The sequence below is a fragment of the Arthrobacter sp. Z1-9 genome (assembly GCF_054792695.1).
Genome location: NZ_CP096456.1, coordinates 2,018,206 through 2,041,669, shown reverse-complemented (window position 1 = coordinate 2,041,669; position 23,464 = coordinate 2,018,206). Strand labels below are relative to the sequence as shown.

20 protein-coding genes are annotated in these 23,464 nt (G+C 65.6%); 7 read left to right on the top strand and 13 right to left on the bottom strand.

Going from position 1 to position 23,464, the window contains the following annotated elements:
* Positions 1 to 326 precede the first annotated feature (326 nt).
* Complete coding sequence (locus tag M1D93_RS09330) at positions 327 to 1,883, top strand: FG-GAP repeat domain-containing protein (protein ID WP_461174805.1); 1,557 nt, start codon at positions 327 to 329, stop codon at positions 1,881 to 1,883.
* A 341-nt stretch (positions 1,884 to 2,224) separates the two neighbouring features.
* Here M1D93_RS09330 and M1D93_RS09325 read toward each other — a convergent pair whose 3' ends face one another.
* Entirely contained in the window at positions 2,225 to 3,184 is a 960-nt protein-coding gene (locus M1D93_RS09325; protein ID WP_461174980.1) for a heme o synthase, read from the bottom strand.
* A gap of 513 nt (positions 3,185 to 3,697) precedes the next feature.
* Here M1D93_RS09325 and tkt point away from each other — a divergent pair.
* Genes tkt through pgl form a run of 6 tightly spaced genes read left to right on the top strand, consistent with a single transcriptional unit; the run spans position 3,698 to position 11,932 of the window.
* Positions 3,698 to 5,815, top strand: coding sequence for a transketolase (gene tkt, locus M1D93_RS09320; RefSeq protein ID WP_461174979.1), 2,118 nt, complete (start codon positions 3,698 to 3,700; stop codon positions 5,813 to 5,815).
* Positions 5,816 to 5,844: 29 nt separating this feature from the next.
* Positions 5,845 to 6,960, top strand: a complete 1,116-nt coding sequence (tal, locus tag M1D93_RS09315) for a transaldolase (protein ID WP_461174804.1) — start codon at positions 5,845 to 5,847, stop codon at positions 6,958 to 6,960.
* Between the two features lie 6 nt (positions 6,961 to 6,966).
* Entirely contained in the window at positions 6,967 to 8,628 is a 1,662-nt protein-coding gene (locus M1D93_RS09310) for a glucose-6-phosphate isomerase (RefSeq protein ID WP_461174803.1), read from the top strand.
* A complete protein-coding gene (gene zwf, locus M1D93_RS09305; RefSeq protein ID WP_430226124.1) occupies positions 8,615 to 10,186 on the top strand; it encodes a glucose-6-phosphate dehydrogenase in 1,572 nt (523 codons plus the stop codon). Before M1D93_RS09310 ends, zwf begins: the two co-directional genes overlap by 14 nt.
* Entirely contained in the window at positions 10,183 to 11,124 is a 942-nt protein-coding gene (locus M1D93_RS09300; protein WP_461174802.1) for a glucose-6-phosphate dehydrogenase assembly protein OpcA, read from the top strand. Before zwf ends, M1D93_RS09300 begins: the two co-directional genes overlap by 4 nt.
* Positions 11,125 to 11,161: 37 nt before the next feature.
* Positions 11,162 to 11,932: a 6-phosphogluconolactonase gene (gene pgl / locus M1D93_RS09295; RefSeq protein ID WP_461174978.1), complete on the top strand. Its 771-nt coding sequence runs from the start codon at positions 11,162 to 11,164 to the stop codon at positions 11,930 to 11,932.
* Here the strand turns inward: pgl and M1D93_RS09290 are convergent.
* From M1D93_RS09290 to M1D93_RS09235, 12 genes are all read right to left on the bottom strand, one after another.
* Positions 11,885 to 12,280 carry an RNA polymerase-binding protein RbpA gene (locus tag M1D93_RS09290; RefSeq protein ID WP_461174801.1) on the bottom strand — a complete coding sequence of 132 codons (396 nt, stop codon included), beginning with the start codon at positions 12,278 to 12,280 and terminating at the stop codon, positions 11,885 to 11,887. The two genes, pgl and M1D93_RS09290, sit on opposite strands and share 48 nt — an antisense overlap.
* Positions 12,281 to 12,390: 110 nt before the next feature.
* Positions 12,391 to 12,648, bottom strand: a complete 258-nt coding sequence (gene secG / locus M1D93_RS09285; RefSeq protein ID WP_461174800.1) for a preprotein translocase subunit SecG — start codon at positions 12,646 to 12,648, stop codon at positions 12,391 to 12,393.
* Between the two features lie 50 nt (positions 12,649 to 12,698).
* The gene (gene tpiA, locus M1D93_RS09280) at positions 12,699 to 13,514 is read right to left on the bottom strand and encodes a triose-phosphate isomerase (RefSeq protein WP_461174799.1); all 816 of its coding nucleotides are present in this window, start codon (positions 13,512 to 13,514) and stop codon (positions 12,699 to 12,701) included.
* Positions 13,515 to 13,617: 103 nt separating this feature from the next.
* Positions 13,618 to 14,844, bottom strand: coding sequence for a phosphoglycerate kinase (locus M1D93_RS09275; RefSeq protein ID WP_461174798.1), 1,227 nt, complete (start codon positions 14,842 to 14,844; stop codon positions 13,618 to 13,620).
* A gap of 10 nt (positions 14,845 to 14,854) precedes the next feature.
* Positions 14,855 to 15,865 (bottom strand): type I glyceraldehyde-3-phosphate dehydrogenase, encoded by a 1,011-nt coding sequence (gene gap, locus M1D93_RS09270; protein WP_163163533.1) that lies wholly within the window; start codon positions 15,863 to 15,865, stop codon positions 14,855 to 14,857.
* Positions 15,866 to 16,127: 262 nt separating this feature from the next.
* A complete protein-coding gene (locus tag M1D93_RS09265; protein ID WP_163163531.1) occupies positions 16,128 to 16,754 on the bottom strand; it encodes a superoxide dismutase in 627 nt (208 codons plus the stop codon).
* 99 nt (positions 16,755 to 16,853) lie between these two features.
* The gene (whiA, locus tag M1D93_RS09260) at positions 16,854 to 17,834 is read right to left on the bottom strand and encodes a DNA-binding protein WhiA (protein WP_050055346.1); all 981 of its coding nucleotides are present in this window, start codon (positions 17,832 to 17,834) and stop codon (positions 16,854 to 16,856) included.
* Positions 17,835 to 17,843: 9 nt separating this feature from the next.
* On the bottom strand, positions 17,844 to 18,860 hold the full coding sequence (locus M1D93_RS09255; protein WP_461174797.1) for a gluconeogenesis factor YvcK family protein: 1,017 nt from the start codon (positions 18,858 to 18,860) through the stop codon (positions 17,844 to 17,846).
* On the bottom strand, positions 18,860 to 19,783 hold the full coding sequence (rapZ, locus tag M1D93_RS09250) for an RNase adapter RapZ (protein WP_461174796.1): 924 nt from the start codon (positions 19,781 to 19,783) through the stop codon (positions 18,860 to 18,862). The genes M1D93_RS09255 and rapZ overlap by 1 nt, the downstream gene beginning before the upstream one ends.
* Positions 19,784 to 19,894: 111 nt before the next feature.
* The gene (gene uvrC, locus M1D93_RS09245) at positions 19,895 to 21,940 is read right to left on the bottom strand and encodes an excinuclease ABC subunit UvrC (RefSeq protein ID WP_461174795.1); all 2,046 of its coding nucleotides are present in this window, start codon (positions 21,938 to 21,940) and stop codon (positions 19,895 to 19,897) included.
* 89 nt (positions 21,941 to 22,029) lie between these two features.
* A complete protein-coding gene (locus M1D93_RS09240; RefSeq protein WP_461174794.1) occupies positions 22,030 to 22,698 on the bottom strand; it encodes a lysophospholipid acyltransferase family protein in 669 nt (222 codons plus the stop codon).
* Positions 22,685 to 23,401 carry an HAD hydrolase-like protein gene (locus M1D93_RS09235; RefSeq protein ID WP_461174793.1) on the bottom strand — a complete coding sequence of 239 codons (717 nt, stop codon included), beginning with the start codon at positions 23,399 to 23,401 and terminating at the stop codon, positions 22,685 to 22,687. The genes M1D93_RS09240 and M1D93_RS09235 overlap by 14 nt, the downstream gene beginning before the upstream one ends.
* Positions 23,402 to 23,464 lie beyond the last annotated feature (63 nt).

The following is a 23,464-nucleotide window of genomic DNA, read 5'->3' as shown; positions in this document are numbered from 1 at the left end:
CCCCGGGGACTTGGTGTCCTGCAGCGGGCTGCAACCGAAAAAGCCTGATCACAGCACGGTCTGGCCCGGTAGTTGTACTGGACGCGGCTTCCAGGCTGCCCCCACCCCCCAACTGGAATCCTCCTCGTTTAGTACAGCCAGGATTGCCATGACAGCTGGCTCCAAGCTTTCCGGCGTGCCGACGAAACGCGTGACAAGGTTTTACACGGTTTTACACACTGCATCCACATCTTTTCCCAGCGTGGAACACCCACAGTGTTACTACCAACCGTTCAACTTAGGAGTACGAGATGAATATCAATATTCCTCTTCGTTCAGGTCCGCCTATGACTAAACAGCGGAAGGCGCGTCGGTGCCTCGCCGCGGCTACTGCCTTGGTGCTGGCGGCCACCGGTGTGAGCACTGCAGTGGCAGCCACCCAAGTAACGCTGAAAAATCCGGGGAAAATTACCGCAGTCGGTCCTGTGAATCCCGCCAACGGGTTCCCGTCCTGGTACGAGGACAGCACCGGCACCCGACTTGAGTTATGCCTGGACGGTGCGAACCCCCTGTGTGGGTTCCTTCCGGGAGACATCCCCAACGAAGGCGCACCGATATCGTTCCCGGAGAATTTCCCGGAGGAAGCGTTTTACATGCTTGCCGGCTCCGATCTGGATCTTCCCGGAGGAGGCCGGGCGGTCCTGGTCCTGGCTCTGGAGGCCGCATTCGCAAATTCCGTTACTGCCGGGGACCAAGTGGTCTTCGGACGCCAGAGGGTTGCCGTCGAGGGAGGGCCTGCCAACTCTACGCTGGAGTTCCGGCACCCCTACGGCACCATCACCATTGATACCGACGCCTCAGGGGACGGCAGACTCGTTGAAGACATCACGCCGGCCATCGAAAACTTCAATACACCCCTGAAGAGCAACATCGGGCCTTTCCTCATGTGGGACCCCCAGGCCGCTCCAGCCCGACCGGAAGGCTACCTCGGCGACCCCGACGAGGAGCACACAGTGGTGGGAAGCCCCTTTGGTTACAATAACTTCTCCGTCACCGGCGCCGGACTCAATCTGACAACTGACCAGTTCTCCCTCATGGGTAAGCTGGCAACCACCCAGGGTGTCCCGACCGTTCCGACTGTGCCGGCGACTGTAGCGAGGGACGTGACCGGTGATGGCAAGGCGGACCTGACTGCCCGCGACAGCAATGGCACCCTCTGGACCTACACCGGCACCGGCACCGGCCTCTACGACCGCCGGATCGAAGTCGGTCCGGGCTGGAACGTTATGACGGCGATCAGCGCTGCGGGGGACCTTACCGGTGATGGCAAAGCCGACTTGACTGCCCGTGACCGGGACGGGATTCTCTGGACGTATACCGGCACCGGTACCGGCCTTTACGACCGCCGGATCCAGGTGGGCCCGGGCTGGAACGTTATGACCGCCATCAGTTCCGCCGGAGACCTTACCGGTGACGGCAAAGCTGACCTGACGGCCCGCGACAGCAATGGCACCCTCTGGACCTACACCGGCACCGGCACCGGCCTCTATGACCGCCGGATCGAAGTCGGCCCGGGCTGGAACGTCATGACCGCCATCAGTTCCACCGGAGACCTTACCGGTGACGGCAAGGCCGACCTGACGGCCCGTGACCGGGACGGGATCCTCTGGACCTACACCGGCACCGGCACCGGCCTCTACGACCGCCGGATCCAAGTCGGCCCAGGCTGGAACGTCATGACCGCCATCAGTTCCACCGGAGACATCAACGGTGACGGCAAAGCCGACCTCACTGCCCGTGACCGGGACGGGATCCTCTGGACCTACACCGGCACCGGCACCGGCCTCTACGACCGCCGGATCCAGGTCGGCCCGGGCTGGAACATCATGACCGCCATCAGCTAGGTCCAGGGCGGTACTTCTGCCCATCCTTCGGACATCCGGTAACTTGGACAGAAACCATCCCAAAAGGAAGCCTGCCGATCTCCCGATCGGCAGGCTTCCCGCAGCCCTTCCCGAAACGCCCCACCAGATCCCGCAGCTCTTCCCGAAACCCCCCACCAGATGCTGCGGGCCAAACAACAAACCCTCTTTCACCAACAGATGAGAGAGGGTTTGTGTATTTGGCTCGAAAGGTGATGGGGCGTCCTGGAGAACCTGCGAAAGGTGATGGAGCGTCATGGAGAACCTGCGAAAGGTGATGGAGCGTCGCAGGGGTGCTGAGGGGTTGAAGCTGGCTGTACTGGTCAGCCCGCCATGACGGCAGGTCCAATAAAGGGGTCAACCGCCAGGGCAATGAAGAGCAGGGTGAGGTAGCTGATGGAGCCGTGGAAGACCTTCATGGCCCGCTTGTCGGAGATGTCCTCGCGCTGGGCCCGGTTGTACAGGGCGTGGGACTCGTACAGGAACCAGGCGCCGGCCAGAACGGCGGTGGCCGTGTAGACCCAGCCGGCCCCGCCGGCGGGAACCATCAGGAGCGAACACGCCACCATGGCCCACGCGTAAAGGACCACCTGCACGGAGACCACCTTGGCGCCGGCGATGGCCCCAAGCATGGGGACCTTGGCGTTGCGGTAGTCCTCTCCATAGCGCATGGACAGGGGCCAGTAATGCGGGGGCGTCCAGAGGAAAATCACCATAAAGAGAATGACGGCCGGCCATTCCACCGAGTTGGTGACAGCCGCCCAGGCAATCAGCACCGGGAAGCACCCCGCCGCACCGCCCCACACAATGTTCTGTGCGGTACGGCGCTTGAGGATGATTGTGTAGATCACCACGTAGAAGAAGATGGCGCCCAGCCCGAGCCAGGCGGACAGCGGATTGGCGCCGAACCAGAGGATGGCGATGGCGGCCGCGCCCAGAAGCCAGGAGAAGACCAGCGCCTCACGCGGGGTGACCTCGCCGGTAACCAGGGGACGATTCTCGGTGCGGTGCATCAGCTTGTCGATGTCGCGGTCGATGTAGCAGTTGAACGCTCCGGCACTTCCGGCGGCGAAGGCGCCGCCCACCAGCGTGGCAAGGATAAGCCCGATCGAGGGGAAGCCGCGCTCCGCATAGATCATGGTGGGCAGTGTGCTCACCAGCAGCAGCTCAATCACGCGGGGCTTGGTGAGGGCAAGATACGCCTTGGCCTTACGGGCAATCCCGGCGCTTGTTGCCCGGGATGCGTTCAGCGGCGTATCTGTTGTGCTCACGGTGGCAGTCACCCGTTCTGTTGGCAGTTCTGTCTGGCTGTCCAGCTGTGTCATGCGGCCCGCCCGTCCGGGCGCCGGCGGAACCGTAGTCGTTGATTCACGTCATGCCCGGGAGTCGCAGGAGCTAAAAAGGTCCGCCACCCGGCGCTGGCCTCCAAATATCATACCGTGCCGGATCCCTCCCAACGGCCCGTCATTTGGTGCTGATGATCGCTCGCGCATCGATTCGAGCAGATTAACTCAACCTCACTTCAGAGGGATTCACATAAGGCGAAATTGCGTCCAAAAGGTGAGATTTCGGCCGCCCGCAGAGTGGAATAGAGCTAAGCTGTCACCAGATCAGCACGCAGCAAGGAAGCAGTGGAAAACGCATTCCCGAGCTGGCCAGTGGCTGAGTAAAAGATCAACGTTTCGATGGTGAACGGCTGGTACACACCGCAGCGGGCGCCACACAGCGTGCCTCCATACGGATCCGGTGTGCCATCTGCCATCAGCACAGAGAGGGGCCCGGTTTTCGTGCCACATTTGGAAGAGCAAGAACTGTCTTGGACCAGCCTGGACGAGCGCGCGGTGGATACTATCCGCGTGCTTGCAGCAGATGCCGTGGAGAAGGTGGGCAACGGCCACCCGGGAACGGCAATGAGCCTGGCGCCGGCCGCGTACCTCCTTTTCCAGAAGCTGATGCGGCACGACCCGCGGAATCCTGACTGGCTGGGCCGTGACCGCTTTGTCCTGTCCCCGGGCCACACCTCGCTGACCCTTTACATCCAGCTGTTCCTTTCCGGCTACGGCCTGGAGCTGAAGGACCTGGAGGCGCTGCGGACCTGGGGTTCGCTGACTCCGGGCCACCCTGAGTACAAGCACACCGCCGGCGTGGAGATCACCACCGGCCCGCTGGGCCAGGGCCTGGCGTCCTCGGTGGGCTTCGCCTACTCCCAGCGCCGGATGCGCGGCCTCTTCGACGCCGACGCCGCCCCGGGTACCAGCCCGTTCGACCACACCATCTGGGTCATTGCCTCCGACGGCGACCTCCAGGAAGGCGTCACGGCCGAGGCTTCCTCGCTGGCCGGCCACCAGGAACTGGGCAACCTCGTCGTTGTCTACGACGAGAACCACATCTCCATCGAGGACGACACCGACATCGCGTTCACCGAGGATGTCCTGAAGCGCTACGAGGCCTACGGCTGGCACGTCCAGCGCGTGGACTGGACCAAGACCGGCGAGTACAAGGAAGACGTCCAGGAGCTCTACTCCGCGCTCCTCGCGGCCAAGGCTGAAACGTCCAAGCCCTCCATCGTGTCGCTGCGCACCATCATCGGCTACCCGGCACCGAAGAAGCAGAACACCGGCAAGATCCACGGCTCTGCCCTGGGTGCAGAAGAAGTCGCAGCACTGAAGGAAGTCCTGGGCTTTGACCCGGCCAAGTCCTTCGATGTGGACCAGGACGTCCTGGCCCACGCCCGGGCCGTCGTGGACCGCGGCGCTGCCGCCCGCAAGGAATGGGAAGAGTCCTTCAACGCCTGGCAGGCAGCCAACCCGGAAGGCGCGGCCCTGCTGCAGCGCATCGAGGCCAAGGAACTGCCCAACGATGTTGACGCAGCCCTTCCGGTCTTCCCGGCCGGTAAGGACGTCTCCACCCGTGCCGCCTCGGGCAAGGTCCTGAACGCCCTGGGCCCGGTCCTGCCCGAACTGTGGGGCGGCTCGGCCGACCTCGCAGAGTCCAACAACACCACCATCGAGGGCTCGCCGTCGTTCGTTCCCGCGTCCAAGCAGACCGATGCCTGGAAGGGCAACCCGTACGGCCGCGTCCTGCACTTCGGCATCCGCGAGCACGCCGCAGCCTCGATCGTGAACGGCATCAGCCTGCACGGCCGGACCCGCGCGTTCTCCGGCACGTTCCTGATCTTCAGCGACTACCAGCGGCCCGCCATCCGCCTCGGCGCCCTGATGGGGGTCCCGTCGCTGTACGTCTGGACGCACGACTCCATCGGCCTCGGCGAGGACGGCCCCACCCACCAGCCGGTGGAACAGCTCGCCTCGCTGCGCGCCATCGTGGGCCTGGACGTGGTCCGCCCCGGTGACGCCAACGAAGTTGCCGTCGCCTGGAAGACGATGCTGGAAAACCACTCCAACCCGGCCGGCATCGTCCTGACCCGCCAGAACATCCCCACCTGGGAACGCGGCGAAGGCCAAGCCGACGGCGACACGTTCGGTTCCGTTGCCGGCGTCGCCAAGGGCGGCTACGTACTGGCCGAAGCGTCCAAGGACGGCGCCACCGTCCCGGCCGACGTGATCCTGATCGGTACCGGCTCCGAGGTCCAGCTTGCCGTGCAGGCCCGCGAAGCCCTGCAGGCCGAAGGCATCGCCGCCCGTGTTGTGTCCATGCCCTGCGTTGAGTGGTTCAACAAGCAGGACGCCGCCTACCGCGAGTCAGTGCTCCCCGCCGCCGTCAAGGCCCGTGTGTCCGTCGAAGCAGGATTGGCCCTGGGCTGGAAGGAATTCGTTGGCGACGCCGGCCGTTCCGTCAGCCTTGAGCACTACGGCGCTTCCGCGGACTACAAGCGCCTCTTCCAGGAGTTCGGCATCACCGCAGAAGCAGTTGCTGCGGCCGCCAAGGACTCCCTCGCCGCCGTCCAGGCCTAACCACCAAAATTCCTAGGAGATATAGAACAATGACTACTCCCACCCAGCAGCTCTCCGACGCCGGAGTTTCCATCTGGCTCGATGACCTCTCCCGCGGACGCCTGGACACCGGCACCCTGGCCAAGCTCATCGAAGAGAAGAACGTGGTTGGCGTGACCACCAACCCGTCCATCTTCCACGCCGCGATCACCGCCGGCACCGACTACGACGGCACGATCGCCAAGCAGGCAGCAGCCGGCGCGTCCGTCGAAGACACCATCTTCGAAATCACCACCACCGACGTCGCCGACGCCTGCGACCTGTTCGCCCCCGTGGCGGCAGCCACCAACGGCGTGGACGGGCGCGTGTCCATCGAGGTTGACCCTCGCCTGGCCTGGGACACGGCAGGCACCATCGCCGAAGCCAAGCACCTGTACAAGAGGGTCAACAAGGACAACGTCCTGATCAAGATCCCGGCCACCCTCGAGGGCCTCGAAGCGATCACCGCCACCCTGGCAGAAGGCATCAGCGTCAATGTGACCCTGATCTTCTCCCTGGAGCGCTACCGCGCCGTCATCAACGCCTTCCAGGCCGGCCTGGAACAGGCCAAGGAAAACGGCCACGACCTCTCCAAGATCCACTCCGTGGCCTCGTTCTTCGTCTCCCGCGTGGACTCCGAGATCGACAAGCGCCTCGACGCCCTGGGCACCGACGAGGCAAAGGCCCTCAAGGGCAAGGCCGGCCTGGCCAACGCCCGCCTGGCCTACCAGGTCTACGAAGAGCTCTTCGCCACCGAACGCTGGGCCCTGCTGGCCGAAGCCGGCGCACTCCCCCAGCGTCCCCTGTGGGCCTCCACAGGCGTGAAGGACCCGGCCTACCCGGACACCCTCTACGTCACCGAACTCGTCGCCCCCGGCGTCGTGAACACCATGCCGGAAAAGACCCTGGACGCCACCTTCGACCACGGTGTCATCACCGGCGACACCGTCACCGGCACCTACACCGAAGCCAACAACACCCTGGACGCGCTCGAGAAGCTCGGCATCTCCTACAACGACGTCGTCGCCATCCTTGAATCCGAAGGCCTGGACAAGTTCTTGGCCAGCTGGAAGGAACTCCTCGGCGACGTCGAGGGCGCCCTCGCCTCCGCACGGAAGGCTTCCTAACCGACAATGAGCACACTCAGCTACGAAGCCACAGGTGCCGCGCAGCAGGCACTGGAACAGCACCTCCCCGCCCTGGTGGAGGACCGCATCGCCACCCGGATCTTCGCGAAGGACCACACCTTGTGGGGTCACGACGCCGAAGCAGAGTCTGCCATCCGCCTCGGCTGGGTTGAGGCGGCCACCGTCTCCCAGCCGCTGGTTAAGGAGATCCTGGAGCTCCGCGACGCCCTCCGCGCCGAAGGCGTCACCCGCATCGTGCTCTGCGGCATGGGCGGGTCCTCGCTGGCTCCGGAAGTCATCGCGGGCACCGCCGGCGTCGAGCTGACTGTGCTGGACAGCACGGACCCGGACCAGGTCCGTGCTGCCCTGGCGGACCGGTTGGCGGAGACGGCCATTGTGGTCTCCTCCAAGTCCGGTTCCACCGTTGAGACGGATTCGCAGCGGAGGGTTTTCGAGAAGGCGTTCAACGACGCCGGCATCGACGCCGCCAGCCGCATCATCATCGTCACTGATCCGGGCTCGCCGCTGGACAAGGCCTCCCGTGAGGCCGGCTACCGCGCCGTCTTCAACGCTGACCCCAATGTCGGCGGGCGTTTCTCCGCGCTCACCGCGTTCGGGCTGGTGCCCTCGGGCTTGGCCGGCGTGGACATCCAGGCCTTCCTGGACGAGGCCGAGGAAGCAGCAGAGGTCCTCAACGACGACGCAGCCGAGAACATCGGCCTTGCACTCGGAACAGCGCTGGGCGGAACCAGCCCGCTGCGCAACAAGATCGTCATCGCCGAGGACGGTTCGGGCATTGTGGGCTTCGCCGACTGGGCCGAGCAGCTCATCGCCGAATCGACAGGCAAGCTGGGCACCGGCGTCCTGCCGGTCGTCGCCGGGCCCTCTTCACCTGAGGTGACCTCTGGAGCCAAGGACGTGCTGGTGGTCCGGCTCGTGGCCGCTGACGCCGACGTCGAACTCGGTGAAAACGAAGTTGCCATCGCCGGTGGCCTGCCCACCCAGATGATGGTCTGGGAGTTCGCCACGGCTGTCGCCGGACGCCTGCTCGGGATCAACCCGTTCGACCAGCCCGACGTTGAGGCGGCCAAGGTGGCGGCCCGCGGCCTGCTGGACGCCCAGCCGGAACCCACCCCCGCCGCTTTCGTCGACGGCGCCATCGAGGTCCGCGGCGGCGACTGGCTGGGCGGTGCGTCAACGGCCGAAGAAGCAGTCCGTGCCTTGCTGGAAACCCTCCAGCCGGACAACTACCTGAGCGTCCAGGCCTACTTCGACCGGCTCGCGTTTGCCCGGCTCGAAGGCATCCGCGATGAGCTGGCTGCCGTCTCGGGCCGCCCGGTGACGTTCGGCTGGGGTCCGCGGTTCCTGCACTCCACAGGGCAGTTCCACAAGGGCGGCCCCGCCATCGGCGTGTTCCTCCAGGTGACGGCTGCTTCGGCGGAAGACCTTTCCATCCCGGACCGTCCCTTCACGTTCGGGGAACTGATCGCCGCGCAGGCCGCCGGTGACGCCCAGGTCCTGAGTGAACACGGCCGTCCCGTGCTTCGCCTGCACCTGACCGACCGGGCTGCCGGTGTGGCACAGTTGCAGGACATCATTGCTGCGCTGTCCGCCAGGTCAGCTCCGTTACTGAAAGCTAAGGCACAGAAGCAACATGCCAGAAACTGAATACGGCAGGACGTCCGGCGCGCGCCCCGGAAAGCCGCCGCGGAATCCGTTGCGGGATCCGCGTGACCGCCGCCTGAACCGGATCGCAGGTCCGTCGTCGTTGGTGCTCTTCGGAGTCACTGGTGACCTTGCCCGCAAGAAGCTCATGCCGGCCGTGTATGACCTGGCCAACCGGGGGCTGCTGCCGCCCAGTTTCGCGCTGGTCGGCTTCGCCCGGCGCGAGTGGGACAAGGAGGACTTCGCCGCTGAGGTGAAGGCCTCCGTGCAGGCCTACGCGCGCACGCCGTTTGATGAGGCGGTCTGGAACCAGCTGTCCGAGGGCATCCGTTTTGTCCAGGGTGAGTTCGACGACGACGGCGCTTTCGAGCGGCTCGGCGAGACCATCAAGGAACTCGACGACGTCCGCGGCACCCGGGGGAACCATGCGTTCTACCTCTCGATCCCGCCGAAGGCGTTCGAGCAGGTCTGCCGCCAGCTGTCCAAGCACGGCCTGGCCCAGGCCGAGGGGGACAAGTGGCGCCGTGTGGTGATCGAGAAGCCGTTCGGGCACGACCTCGAGTCGGCCCGGAAACTGAACGACATCGTGGAATCGGTGTTCCCCGCGGACGCGGTGTTCCGGATCGACCATTACCTGGGCAAGGAGACGGTCCAGAACATCCTGGCGCTGCGCTTCGCGAACCAGTTGTTCGAGCCGCTGTGGAACGCCAACTACGTGGACCATGTCCAGATCACCATGGCCGAGGACATCGGCACCGGCGGCCGGGCAGGGTATTACGACGGCGTGGGCGCGGCCCGCGACGTGATCCAGAACCACCTGCTGCAGCTGCTGGCCCTGACGGCGATGGAGGAACCCATTTCCTTCAACGCCGATGACCTGCGGGCGGAGAAGGAAAAGGTCCTCGCCGCCGTCAAGCTCCCCGATGACCTGTCCACGCATTCAGCGCGCGGCCAGTTCACCGGCGGCTGGCAGGGCGGCGAACAGGTCCAGGGCTACCTGGAGGAAGAAGGCATCCCGGCCGATTCCACCACCGAGACGTTCGCCGCGATCCGGGTGGACATCCACACCCGCCGCTGGTCCGGCGTCCCGTTCTACCTGCGCGCCGGCAAACGCCTGGGCCGCCGTGTCACCGAGATTGCGGTGGTGTTCAAGCGTGCACCGAACCTGCTCTTCCGTGACCATGGCGAGGATGACTTCGGCCAGAACGCCGTGGTGATCCGGGTCCAGCCGGACGAGGGCGTGACCATCCGGTTCGGGTCCAAGGTCCCGGGCACGCAGATGGAAGTCCGGGACGTGACCATGGACTTCGGCTACGGCCACTCGTTCACGGAGTCGTCCCCGGAGGCGTATGAGCGGCTGATCCTGGACGTGCTCCTGGGCGAGCCGCCCTTGTTCCCGCGGCATGAGGAAGTGGAGCTGTCCTGGAAGATCCTTGACCCCTTCGAGGAATACTGGGCCACCCTGGATGAACAGCCCGAACCCTACGCCCCGGGCAGCTGGGGACCGGCTTCGGCCGATGAGTTGCTGGCCCGCGACGGACGAACCTGGAGAAGGCCATGATTGTAGACCTGCCGGACACCACCACCTCCAACGTTTCCAAGAAACTGATGGCCCTGCGCGAGCAGGGCGGCGTGATCGCCCTGGGCCGGGTGCTCACCCTCGTGGTGGTCACCAAGTCAGGGCTTGAGGAAGAGGCCATCGAGGCAGCCAACGAGGCCAGCCGCGAACACCCCTGCCGGATCATCGTCCTGGCCGACGCCGGCAAGGATCACGCGGACAAGCTGGACGCCCAGATCCGCGTCGGCGGGGACGCCGGCGCCTCCGAGGTGATCGTGCTGCGCGGTTACGGCCAGCTCGCCCACGAAAGCGAATCCCTCGTGGCCGCGCTGCTGCTCCCGGACGCACCGATCGTGGCCTGGTGGCCGCACGGCGCCCCGGAAAGTGCCTGCGAAACCTCCATCGGCCGCATCGCGCACCGCAGGATCACCGACTCCGCCAACGAACCGGACCCGCAGGCGGCGCTGGAGAACATCCACGCCACCTACCGGGCCGGGGACACGGACCTCGCCTGGACCCGCCTGACCAACTGGCGCATCCAGCTCGCCGCTGTCCTGGACCAGGTGGACTCCTCGCCGGTGACCGCCGTCGCGGTTGAAGGTGCCTCGGATTCCCCTAGCACCATCCTCCTCGCGGCCTGGCTCACGCTCACCCTGGACGCACCCGTGACCATCGTCGCGGACCCGGCCGGGACAGGCATCCGCCGCGTCCGCCTCACCCGCCCCGGCGGCGACGTCCAGCTCTTCCGTCCGGGACTGTCCGTGGCTGAACTGACCCAGCCGGGCCAGCCGGCGCAGCGGATCTCCCTTCCGCGCCGCAGCCTCCGCGACTGCCTTGCTGAGGAGCTGCGCCGCCTGGACCCGGACGAAGTGTTCGGCGAAGTGATTACTATGGGACTGCCACGTACCAATCTAAGGAGCGTCCGACCCAGTGAGCGTTGAGCCAAGAGTAAGCATTCATCCTGATTCGTCCGTGCTGATGGCGGCCATTGCGGCCCGCCTGATTACCAAGCTTGTTGATGTCCAGGACAAGTACGGTGAAGCTACCGTAGTCCTGACCGGCGGCACGGTGGGCATCGGCACACTCAAGGCTGTTGCTGACTCTCCGGCTGCGCCCGCCGTCGACTGGTCCAAGGTCAACTTCTGGTGGGGCGATGAGCGGTTTGTCTCCTCCGATGACGCCGACCGGAACACGAAGCAGGCGTTCGAGGCCCTCCTCTCGCACATTCCGGTGGATCCGGAACGGATCCACGAGCCCGGGTCATCGGACCGGTTCGGCACTCCTGAAGAGGCTGCCGAGGCCTACGCCCGTGAGCTGCGGGACGCGGCCGCCTTGGAACACGCTGCGGACATGTCCGATGACCGGCCTGAACACCCGGCAGCCCTCCCCCGCCTGGACGTTGTCCTGCTGGGCGTAGGACCGGACGCGCATGTGGCGTCACTGTTTCCCGAGCAGGGCGGAATCCGGGAGAAGGAGCGGACGGTGGTGGGTGTGCGCAATTCGCCCAAGCCGCCTCCGCTGCGCGTTTCCCTGACGCTGCCGGCCATCAACACGGCCTCGGAGGTCTGGATGGTTGTTGCGGGCGAGGACAAGGCCGGCGCGGTGGGGCTGGCACTCGCCGGAGCCAACCCTGTACAGGTCCCCGCAGCGGGCCCGAGGGGAACGTCCCGGACCCTTTGGCTCATTGATGAGAACGCGGCGTCACGGGTCCCCCAGCAGCTCGTCCGGAAGGACGCTGCGGGCGCGTAGCTTTTCCAGCGCTCCAGCCAGGAGGTCTTCGGCGTCCTGGCTGGAGCGCCGCTCTTTAACGTATTCCAGGTGGCTCTTGTAGCCATCGTCCGGCGCGTCCGCCTCGGCGGCTGCCACGCCGTCCCTCGCTGCCACGGCCCCGCACCGCCGGCAGTTCCACACGGCAGGAAGCTGGTCGTCAGGAAGGTCGAGGAAGACCAGCCGGGTTTCGTGTCCTTTGGCGCACCAGTACGAGATCCGGACGCGCGGGAGGCTTTCCTTGTGGTCCTCGTCGGTCTGAAGGCTAGGTCCCGACCCTGCCGTGACACCGGCGCGCGTGCCCCGGAAACCTGACGTTGGATGTACCATCGGGGCTCCTGTCTCTTAAACAGAACTGTGGCTGCCGGAAACCGACAGCCACAGTTTAGTTCGCAGATCTGCGCCGCGGCAGTGCCCGCGCCGATCCTCTTGGCGGTGCTTTAGGAGTCGCCGCTGCCGGTGAACCGCATAATCAGCCCCAGGGCGATGATCACGACGCCCCAGGTGACACCGAGGACCACCGTGAACCGGTTGAGGTTGCGTTCGGCCACGCCGGAGGAGCTGAGTCCGGAACTCATGCCGCCACCGAACATGTCGGACAGTCCGCCGCCCCGTCCCTTATGGAGGAGGATAAGCAACGTCAGCAGGAGGCTGGTGATGCCCAGGAGGATCTGCAGAATGACATGAAGAACGTCCACGACGGCCTTTCAGAAAGTTGGGATTGCGGGAGTATGCGCGGCGGGACGGACTAGTCCGTCACCAGGTGACTCTCGAACCTGACAATATTAGCAAACTCGGCCGGATCGAGGCTTGCCCCGCCCACCAGCAGGCCGTCCACGTCGCGTTCCTTCAGGATCGCGGCAGCGTTGTTGGCCTTGACGGAACCGCCGTACAGCAGGCGGGTCTTTGCTGCTACGTCGGCTCCGAAGAGGGACTCGAGTTCGGCGCGGATGGCGGCGCACATTTCCTGGGCGTCTTCCGGCCCTGCTACTTCGCCCGTACCAATGGCCCAGACGGGCTCGTAGGCCACCACAAGCTCTCCGGCCTGCTCCGGGGTAAGGCCTGCGACGCCGGCGCGGAGCTGGGCCAGGGTGTGGTCCACGTGGGTGCCGGCCTGGCGGATTTCCAGTCCTTCGCCAATGCAGAGCACCGGAACCAGGCCGTGCTTGAATGCGGCCTTGACCTTGGCGTTGAGGACGTCGTCGGACTCGTTGTGGATGGTCCGGCGTTCGCTGTGACCCACCAGGACGTACTTGCAGCCCAGCTTGTTCAGGAACTGGCCGGAGATGTCGCCGGTGTAGGCGCCGGAGTCGAACTGAGAGAGGTCCTGGCCGCCGTAGGCAACGTCCAGGTCGTCACCCTGGACCAGGGTCTGCACGCCGCGGAGGTCGGTGAACGGCGGGAAGACGGCAACCTCAACCCGGCTGTAGTCGTGCTTGGCGTCGGAGAGGGTCCACGCGAGTTTCTGCAGGAGGGTGATGCCCTGCACGTGGTCCATGTTCATTTTCCAGTTGCCCGCTATGAAGGGCTTGCGGTCGAAGGCGCCGTTCGTTGACGTTGTCACATATTCTCCAAAAAGTCTTGATAAGTGTTCGGCCGGCAGGCTGCCGCGGGGCAACCTGCCGGCCGGAGGATTGAAGAGCCAGGTACTGCTGCCGGAGGTGCTGCTACCGGTCCAGGACGCTGAGTCCCGGGAGTTCCTTGCCTTCGAGGTATTCCAGGCTGGCGCCGCCGCCGGTGGAAATGTGGCCGAACTGGTCGTCAGCGAAACCGAGAGTGCGGACGGCGGCTGCTGAATCCCCGCCTCCCACCACGGTGAACGCCCCGGTTTCGGTCAGGGACTGCGCGATGGCGCGGGTGCCGGCGGCGAACGCTTCGAATTCGAAGACGCCCATGGGGCCGTTCCAGAAGACGGTCCTGGCACCCTTGATCCGGTCGGCAAACGCAGCGGCCGAATCCGGGCCGATGTCCAGGCCGATGCCCTTGGCGCCGAAGCTGCTGTCCTCGATGGCGTCGGCCGGAACGGTTTCGTGGGCTGCGTCGGCAGCGAACTTCTCCGCCACGACGACATCTGTGGGCACCACGAATTCAGTGCCGGCGTCCGATGCCCGCTTCAGGTAGTCCTGGACCACGGGGATCTGGTCCTCCTCCAGCAGGCTGGAGGCCACCTTGTGTCCGGATGCGGCGAGGAACGTGAACAGCATGCCGCCGCCCACCAGGATAGTGTCCGCCTTGCCGAGCAGGTTGTCGATGACCGCGAGCTTGTCCGAGACCTTGGAGCCGCCGAGGACCACCACGTAGGGGCGCTGGGTGTCTGCCGTCAGCTTGCGGAGCACCTCCACCTCGGTGTGCACGAGGTCGCCCAGGTAGGACGGCAGCCGGGTGGCGACGTCGTAGACGCTGGCGTGCTTGCGGTGCACGGCACCAAAGGCATCATCGACGTACGCACCGTTGTCGCCGGTCAGGGCCACCAGCTCGTCAGCGAAGGCGCCGCGCTCGGCGTCGTCCTTGCTGGTTTCGCGGGCGTCGAAACGGACGTTCTCCAAGACCAGCACTTCGCCGTCCTGGAGGTTGGCGGCCGCTTCCTTGGCGGAGCTGCCTACCGTGTCTTCGGCGAGGGAGACCTTGAAGCCTGCCAGTTCAGCCAGGCGGCTGACTGCGGGGCGAAGGGAGTACTTTTCCTCCGGGGCGCCCTTGGGGCGTCCGAGGTGGGCTGTTACCAGCACGCGGGCACCGGCGTCCGTGAGCTTTCCCAGCACTGGCAGTGAGGCCCTGATGCGGCCGTCGTCAGTCACTGTAGAGCCGTCGAGCGGCACATTCAGGTCACTTCGAACCAGAATGTACCGCCCGCGGACACCTTCAGCGATCAGTTCGTTGAGGGTGTGAGATGTCATGTGTCTAACCCTAGCCCAGCTTGGCTGCCACAAGCTCCGTGAGGTCAACGAGGCGGTTGGAGTAGCCCCATTCGTTGTCGTACCAGGAAACAACCTTGACCTGGTTGCCGATTACCTTGGTGAGGCCGGAGTCGAAGATCGAGGATGCGGGGTCGCCAACGATGTCGGAGGAGACGATCGGCTCGTCCGTGTAGGTCAGGAAGCCCTGCAGGTCCTCGGACTCGGCTGCGCGCTTGAGGGCGGCGTTGACTTCCTCCACGGTGGTCTCACGGGAGACGGTGACGGTGAGGTCGGTGGCGGAGCCGGTGGGGACGGGGACGCGGATGGCGTAGCCGTCCAGCTTGCCCTTGAGCTCCGGCAGGACCAGGCCGATGGCCTTGGCTGCGCCGGTGGACGTGGGCACCATGTTGACGGCGGCAGCGCGGGCGCGGCGCAGGTCCTTGTGCGGGCCGTCCTGCAGGTTCTGGTCCGCGGTGTAGGCGTGGACGGTGGTCATGAGGCCGCGCTCGATGCCGAACTCGTCGTTGACCACCTTGGCCAGCGGGCCGAGGCAGTTGGTGGTGCAGGACGCGTTGGAGATGATGTGGTGCGTAGCGTTGTCGTAGAGCTTGTGGTTAACGCCCATCACAATGGTGATGTCCTCATCGGAGGCAGGGGCGGAAATCAGGACCTTTTTGGCGCCGGCGTCGATGTGCTTCTGCGCGTCTGCTGCCTTGGTGAAGAAGCCGGTGGATTCGATGACGATGTCCACGCCCAGCTCGCCCCAGGGAAGGTTGGCGGGATCGCGCTCTGCCAGGACCTTGACGACGTTGCCGTTGACGACGATGTTGCCGTCCTTGACCTCGATGGTTTCCTTCAGGCGGCCGCCGACTGAGTCGTACTTGAACAGGTGGGCCAGGGCCTCCGGGCTGGTGAGGTCGTTGACTGCAACGATCTCCAGGTCCGCGCCCTGTGCAAGTGCTGCGCGGAAGTAGTTGCGGCCAATACGGCCAAAGCCGTTGATACCAATACGGGTCGTCACTTTTTCAGTCTCCTTGGTGCTTTCAGAAGCACAACTAGTTGAGCGGGCGTTCAAGCCAACTAACAGATCCCGCACGCCATTGGGCAGAGATGATTTACAGACGGAGGGCGACCAGCCTCATTGCTGAAGGCTAACCGCCTTCCGTGACCTATCTTACGTTTAACTGGGTCCGCCCCCGCAAGTGCGGGGGCGGACGGTCCACATTCCGGGTGGTTTACCCCCGAAAAGTGAACTTTGTTACATGCCTGTGAAGCACAGGTCACTACCGGAGGGTGATGAGTCCCGTGGCGTTGGTGCGTGCAGCTTCGAAGCGCTTGGCGACGTCGGCCCAGTTCACGATGTTCCAGAAGGCCTTGACGTAGTCGGCCTTGACGTTGACGTAGTCCAGGTAGAAGGCGTGCTCCCACATGTCCAGCATCAGCAGCGGGGTGGTGCCCAGCGCGGTGTTGCCCTGCTGGTCGTACAGCTGCTCGATGACCAGGTTTCCGCCGATGGGCTCGTACGCCAGGAAACCCCAGCCCGAACCCTGCAGGCCGAGTGCGGCAGCGGAGAACTGGGCGCGGAAGGCGTCGAAGGAGCCGAAGGCGTCATCGATGGCCGCTGCCAGCTCGCCTTCGGGCTTGTCGCCGCCGTCCGGGGACAGGTTGTTCCAGAACACGGAGTGGTTGACGTGGCCGCCGGTGTGGAACGCCAGGTCCTTGGACAGGCGGTTGATGTTGGCGAAGTCGCCCTTCTCGCGCGCCTCGGCCAGCTGGGCCAGGGCGTTGTTGGCGCCGGCCACGTAGGTTGCGTGGTGCTTGCTGTGGTGCAGCTCCATGATGCGCGCTGAGATGTGCGGCTCCAGGGCAGCGTAATCGTAGCTGAGTTCGGGCAGTACGTACTCGGTCACAAAATCCTCCAATATCGTGGACACTCAGTCCGGTTGGTAACTCTCGGATTGTGCATCCGGGCGTCTGGCACCCGGAATCTTTTTGATTCTAGGGGGCTGTTACTCGTCCAGCATTTCCGGCGTCACATTGGCATCCGTCCCCGGGATGCCCAGGTCCAGCGCACGTTTGTCGGCCATGGCCAGCAGGCGGCGGATCCGTCCGGCGATGGCGTCCTTGGTCATGACGGGATCGGCAAGGCGGCCCAGTTCGTCCAGGCTGGCCTGCTTGTGGGCCACCCGCAGCTCGCCGGCGTATTTCAGGTGCTCCGGGACGTCGTCGCCCAAAATCTCCAGGGCCCGGTCCACGCGGGCCCCGGCCGCTACGGCAGCCTGGGCTGAACGGCGCAGGTTGGCGTCGTCGAAGTTGGCAAGCCGGTTGGCGGTGGCCCGTACTTCCTTGCGCATCCGGCGTTCCTCCCACACCATGAGCGCGTCATGGGCGCCCATGCGGGTGAGGAGGGCGGCGATGGTGTCGCCGTCGCGGATGACCACCCGGTCCACGCCCCGGACTTCGCGGGCCTTCGCCTGGATGTCCAGGCGGCGGGCTGCACCTACCAGTGCCAGCGCCGATTCCGGGCCGGGGCACGTCACCTCCAGCGAGGAGGACCGGCCCGGCTCGGTCAGCGAACCGTGCGCCAGGAAGGCACCGCGCCAGACGGCTTCGGCATCTGCTGCAGAACCGTTGACGACGGCGGACGGCAGCCCGCGCACGGGGCGGCCTCGCCCGTCGAGGAGGCCGGTCTGGCGGGCCAGCGCCTCGCCGTCGCGCACTACCCGGACAACGTAACGGCTGGCCCGGCGCAGTCCCCCGGCGGAGACCACGATGATCTCGCTCTGGTGCCCGTAGACTTCGGCGATGGCAGCCCGGAGGCGGCGGGCGGTGGAGGCCAGGTCCACTTCGGCCTCGATCACGATCCGGCCGGAGATGATGTGCAGCCCGCCGGCAAAGCGGAGCATGGCGGAGACTTCAGCCTTCCGGACTGATGATTTCTTGATGTCCAGACGGGACAGTTCTTCCTTGACTGATGCTGTCAGTGCCATGGCACCTTCCTAACTGTTCCCAAAAATGTCGTTGTACGCCGTGGCCAGACGCAGGGGGTCATGGACGGGTCGGCGGCCCGACGCCCCTACTTTACCCAAGACCACCTCGGCGCCGATCATCGCGGCGGCCTTCTCGAACTCCTGCCGGTCGGGAACGGAGGCGGGGTCGGCGAGGACAACGTCGACGTTGAACTCCGGGGCGTAGCGCCGCAGGACGTGCAGGTGGTCCGCCGCCGTCATGCCGGAAGTTTCCTTGGTGTCAGTGGCCAGGTTCATGGTCAGGCAGCGCTTTGCGGGGGTGTGGCACAGCGCCTGCCGCATCTCGGGGAGCAACAGGTGCGGCAGCACGGACGTGTACCAGGAGCCCGGACCCAGGATCACCCAGTCAGCGAGCTCGATGGCGCTCAGTGCTTCAGGGCAGGCCGGCGCCGCCTCGGGCAGGAGGCGCACCTGTTCCAGGGACCCGGCAACGGCGCAGCGCGCCTGTCCCCGGATGGTCTGCAGTTGCGAGGTGCCGTCGGGACCGGTGACCAGGACGTCGCCTTCGATGGTCAGCGGCTCCGTGGACATCGGCAGGACCTGCCCGCGGGCGCCGAGCAGCGCGCCGGCCCACCGCAGTCCCGCGACGGCGTCGCCCAGCAGCTCCCACAAAGTGACGATCAGCAGGTTGCCCGTGGCGTGGTCGTCCAGCGATCCGCCCGGTCCCTTTCCGGGGCGGAAGCGGTGCTGCATAACATCGCGCCAGGTACGCCCCCAGTCAGTGTCGTCACATAAGGCGGAGAGCGCCATCCGCAGGTCCCCGGGAGGGAGGACGCCGTACTCGTCCCGCAGGCGGCCGGAAGAACCGCCGTCGTCCGCCACCGTGACAATGGCAGTGAGCTCCGAGGTGAGCAGGCGCAGTGCCGAGAGCGAGGCGGACAGGCCGTGGCCACCGCCCAGGGCAACAACATTCGGCCCCTTGTCCTGCTGGGTGGCCGCCGTCCCGGCAGGCGGAACGAGCGGCAGTGCGCCGGTGAAAAGCGACATTACTCGCGGCCCAGGTCCCGGTGTGTGGTGGTCACCGTGACGCGTGGGTACTGTGCCAGCTTCTTGGAGAGTTCGACGGCGACTGCCACGGAGCGGTGCTTGCCGCCGGTGCACCCCACGGCGATGGTGGCGTAGTGCTTGTTCTCGCGGCGGTAGCCGTCCAGGACCGGTTCCAGCGCCATGACATAGCGGTCCACGAAGTTTTTGACGCCCTCTGCTTCGAGCACGTAGTCGCTGACGTCCTTGTCCAGCCCGGTGTGTGGGCGCAGTTGCGGCACCCAGTGCGGGTTGGGGATGAACCGGACGTCTGCCACGTAGTTTGAGTCCACCGGCAGGCCGTATTTGAAGCCGAAGCTCATGACGTTCAGCCGCAGGGCTACGGGTCCGGTTTCACTGAAGAGTTCGGTGATGGCGGTGGCGAGGCCGTGCACGTTGTAGCCCGAGGTGTCCAGGACGACGTCGGAGCTGTCGCGCAATTCCTGCAGCAGGTCGCGTTCAGCGGCGATACCGTCGAGGATGCGGCCGCCGCCCTGCAGCGGATGGGGCCGGCGTCCCTGTTCGAACCGGCGGACCAGGACGTCGTCGCTGGCGTCGAGGAAAAGGACGCGGAAGGTGACGCCGCTGGCGGCCAGGGCGCCGAGCGCGGCGCGGATGTCCGCGAACAGGCTCTTGCTGCGGACGTCGATGACCACGGCCAGCCGCGGAATGGATTGGGGCGCGTGGGAGACGAGCTCGGCGAGGGTGCCCAGCATCTGCGGCGGCAGGTTCTCCACGACGTACCAGCCGTGGTCCTCCAGCGCGTCGGCCGCTGTACTGCGCCCGGCTCCGGACATCCCGGTGACCACCAGCAGTTCCGCTTCGAGCGGCTTGACGGGGAGCATCCCGTCCTGCCCTGCTCCGGATTCCGCCGTTGAGTCTGCCATTAAGTCCGCCCCGTTTCTGCTCTTGGTGTACGGGGCGGCCGCATCGGCGGTCACCCCGCCCTCAACCCTAGCTAAGATTCTTTGAACTCCGCTAAGTTTCAGCAGTGTCCGCTAGGTTTCGATGACTTCGCCGGTGGTCATGTTGATGGCCGGAACGGTGGCTGCCTCCGGTCCGCTGGCGGAGAAATGGTTGACGATGGCGCTTGCGAGAGCAGGTCCAATCCCCTTCGCTGCGGAAAGTTCCGCCACCGAAGCCGCCTTGACTCCCTTCACGGATCCGAAGTGCGCCAGGAGCGACTTCCGCTTGGACGCGCCGAGGCCCGGCACCCCGTCCAGGGCGGAGACCGTCATTGCCTTGCCGCGCTTCTGCCGGTGGAACGAGATGGCAAAGCGGTGGGCTTCGTCGCGGATCCGCTGCAGCAGGTACAGCCCTTGGGACGTCCGGGGCAGGATCACCGGAAAGTCGCTGTCCGGCAGCCAGACTTCCTCCAGGCGTTTGGCCAGGCCCACGACGTAGACGTCGTCGATGCCAAGGTCCGCCAGAGCCCGTGCCGCTGCGTTGACCTGGGGCTTGCCGCCGTCCACCACCACGAGGTTGGGCGGGTAGGCGAACTTGGCGCGGGGCGCGGGCGTGGTGGTGTCCAGCAGGGCAGCGTCCTTGGCCGCTTCCTGCTGCCCCGGCTCCACGTGCCCCGGTACACGCTGGTCCGGATCTTGGGCGCTGGAGTTGAGGAGGGCCTCGTCCACCTGCCCGGACTTGTCCTGGAGGTAATGGCGGAACCGCCTGGTGAGGACGTCGTGCATGGCTGCGGTGTCATCGGCTGCCGCGGCGCCCGTGATGGAGAACTTCCGGTAATCGGACTTCTTGGGGAGGCCGTCCTCCACCACCACCATCGAGGCCACCACGTTGGTGCCCTGGACGTGGGAGACATCGAAGCATTCGATGCGCAGCAGGGGCACCGGAAGGTCCAGCGCCTCCTGCAGTTCCTGAAGTGCCTGCGACCGCACGGTGATGTCCCCGGCCCGGCGGGTCTTATGCAGCTTCAACGCGTGCTCCGCGTTCTCGCGCACGGTGGACATCAGGGCGGCCTTATCTCCGCGCTGGGGTACGCGGATGTCAACCTTGGCGCCGCGCATTCCGCCCAGCCACTCGGTCAGTTCCGCGGCGTTGCTGGGTGCGACCGGCACCAGGACTTCGCGGGGCAGCCGGCCGTGGCCGTGCCCCTCGTCCCCGTAGACCTGCTGCAGGAGGTGCTCCACCAGGTCGGGGGTGGTGGAATCCTCCACCTTCTCGACTACCCAGCCGCGCTGGCCGCGGACCCGGCCGCCGCGGACGTGGAACACCTGCACGGCGGCTTCCAGTTCGTCCTCATGCAGGGCGAAGACATCGGCGTCGGTGTCTTCCGCCAACACCACGGCGTTTCGCTCGAAGACCTTGCGCAGCGCGGTGATGTCGTCGCGCAGCCGGGCGGCCCGCTCATAGTTCAGCTCGGCTACCGCCTCCGCCATCTGCTTTTCCAGCTTGGCGATGAAGCGTTTGGCCTCCCCGCCCATAAATGCGCAAAAGTCGTCGGCGAGGGCGCGGTGGTCTTCCGGGGAGATCCGGCCCACGCAGGGTGCCGAGCATTTGTCGATGTACCCCAGCAGGCACGGCCGGCCGCTTGCCTCGGCGCGCTTAAAGACACCGGCACTGCAGCTGCGCACCGGGAAGACGCGGAGCAGCGTATCCATGGTTTCGCGGATGGCTCCCGCGGTGTAGGGGCCGAAGTAGCGGGTGCCCTTCCTCCGGTCGCCGCGCATCACCTGCACACGCGGATACTTTTCGCCCATGGTCACGGCGAGGTACGGGTAGGTCTTGTCGTCCCGGAAGACAACGTTGAACCGGGGTTTGAATTCCTTGATCCAGGTGTATTCCAGCTGCAGCGATTCCAGCTCGCTGCCCACGACGGTCCATTCCACACTGCTCGCCGCATGGACCATGGCGTAGGTCTTGGGCAGGAGTCCAGCCGGGTTGGCGAAGTAGGAGTTCAACCGGGAGCGAAGGCTTTTGGCCTTCCCTACGTAGATGACCCGCCCGTTGGGGTCACGGAACCGGTACACCCCCGGGTTGGTGGGAATCTCGCCCGTCTGGGGGCGGTAACTTGCTGGATTTGCCACCTATCCATTCTACTGAGGCCCGCCGGGTGCCTCTGCCACGAGGACGTTTTCCGTGCTGTCCCGGTGTCACCAGGAAGCCAAGCGGTTTCCTACTCCGTGATTTTGCTCTGGTTGTAGCTGGTGGAACGTTCCTGGCCGCTAAGTTCAGCTATGGCGTCCATGATGCGGTCGGTGACTTCCCGGCGCGCCGGCAGCGAGTGGTCAGGTCCCGTCTTGTCGAAGTACAGCGGCTCCCCCACTTTCATGGTGAAGTGCTGCGGCCGCACGCCCTTTTCGCCTGCACGCTGAAGGTTTTCGGTTCCGATCAGGCCCACCGGGATGACCGGAGCCCCGGTAGTCAGTGCCAGCCAGCCCACGCCGGTGCGTCCGCGGTACAGGATGCCGTCCCGGGAACGGGTGCCTTCGGGGTAGATCCCGATGCCCTTGCCCGACTCGAGGATGTCCAAAAGGGTCTTGAGCGCCTGGACGCTGGCCGCCTGCTCACCGCGTTCCACCGGGATGGAGCCCACGGATTCGAAGAAGGACTTCATCACCTTGCCCTTGATGCCGCCGGTGGTGAAGTACTCGGCTTTAGCGAAAAAGGCCACCGGCCGCGGCATCAGTGCCTGGACAATGACGCTGTCAAAGAAGGAGAGGTGGTTGGGCGCCACAATAAAGGGACCGTCCGTGGGGACGTTTTCGAGCCCGACGACGGTGGGCCGGCAGGAGCCTGCTATCAGGCTTCGCGTGCTCCAGCGGACAGCCTCAAACAGTGCCATCGTTCGTCACCTCGCTCATGGCGGCAGCGTGGATGGCCTGCAACCGCTCGATGGCGGCGACCAGCTCCTCGGCATTTTCCACCACGGCCACCGCTCCCGCGTTTTCGAGTTCGCCGTCCGGGGCAAAGCCCCAGGCCACACCGATGCAGTCCAGGCCGTTGGCAATGGCGCCAGACACATCCTGGGCGCGGTCCCCCACCATCAGCGCGTGCTGCGTGCCCAGGTCTTTCAGGGCAGCGGCGATGATCTCCGTCTTACCCAGCGGAACGCCCTCCACTGCGGATTCGTCGTCGGCCGATCCGTGGATGCCGTGGAACAGGCCGTCGATACGGTGGTGCGCCAGGACCGTGCGGGCCAGCCCCTGGGGTTTCTGGGTGGCTACGGCGATCGGCAGGCCTGCGGCAACGAAGGACTCGAGGACCTCACGGACACCCGGGTATAGCCGGCCCTGGGCGATGCCGGTGGCGACGTAGTACTCCCGGTAGCGGCGGATGACGTCGTCCAGCAGCTCCGCCGGTACGTGGGCCACGTTGAGCAGCGAGTCGCTCAGCTTGGGGCCGATCATCGCTTCGAGCAGGTCCTGGCCGGGAACCGGAAGCCCCAGCCCGCGAAGGGCCGCAGCAATTCCATCTGTTATCCCACCGGCCGGGTCGACAAGAGTGCCGTCCAGGTCAAAGATCACGGGCACTGTTGTTTGAGTCACCGGGTTAGTTTCTCACGACAGTACGCATGCCTGAAACTCGCATACGTGCAGCGGAATACTTCA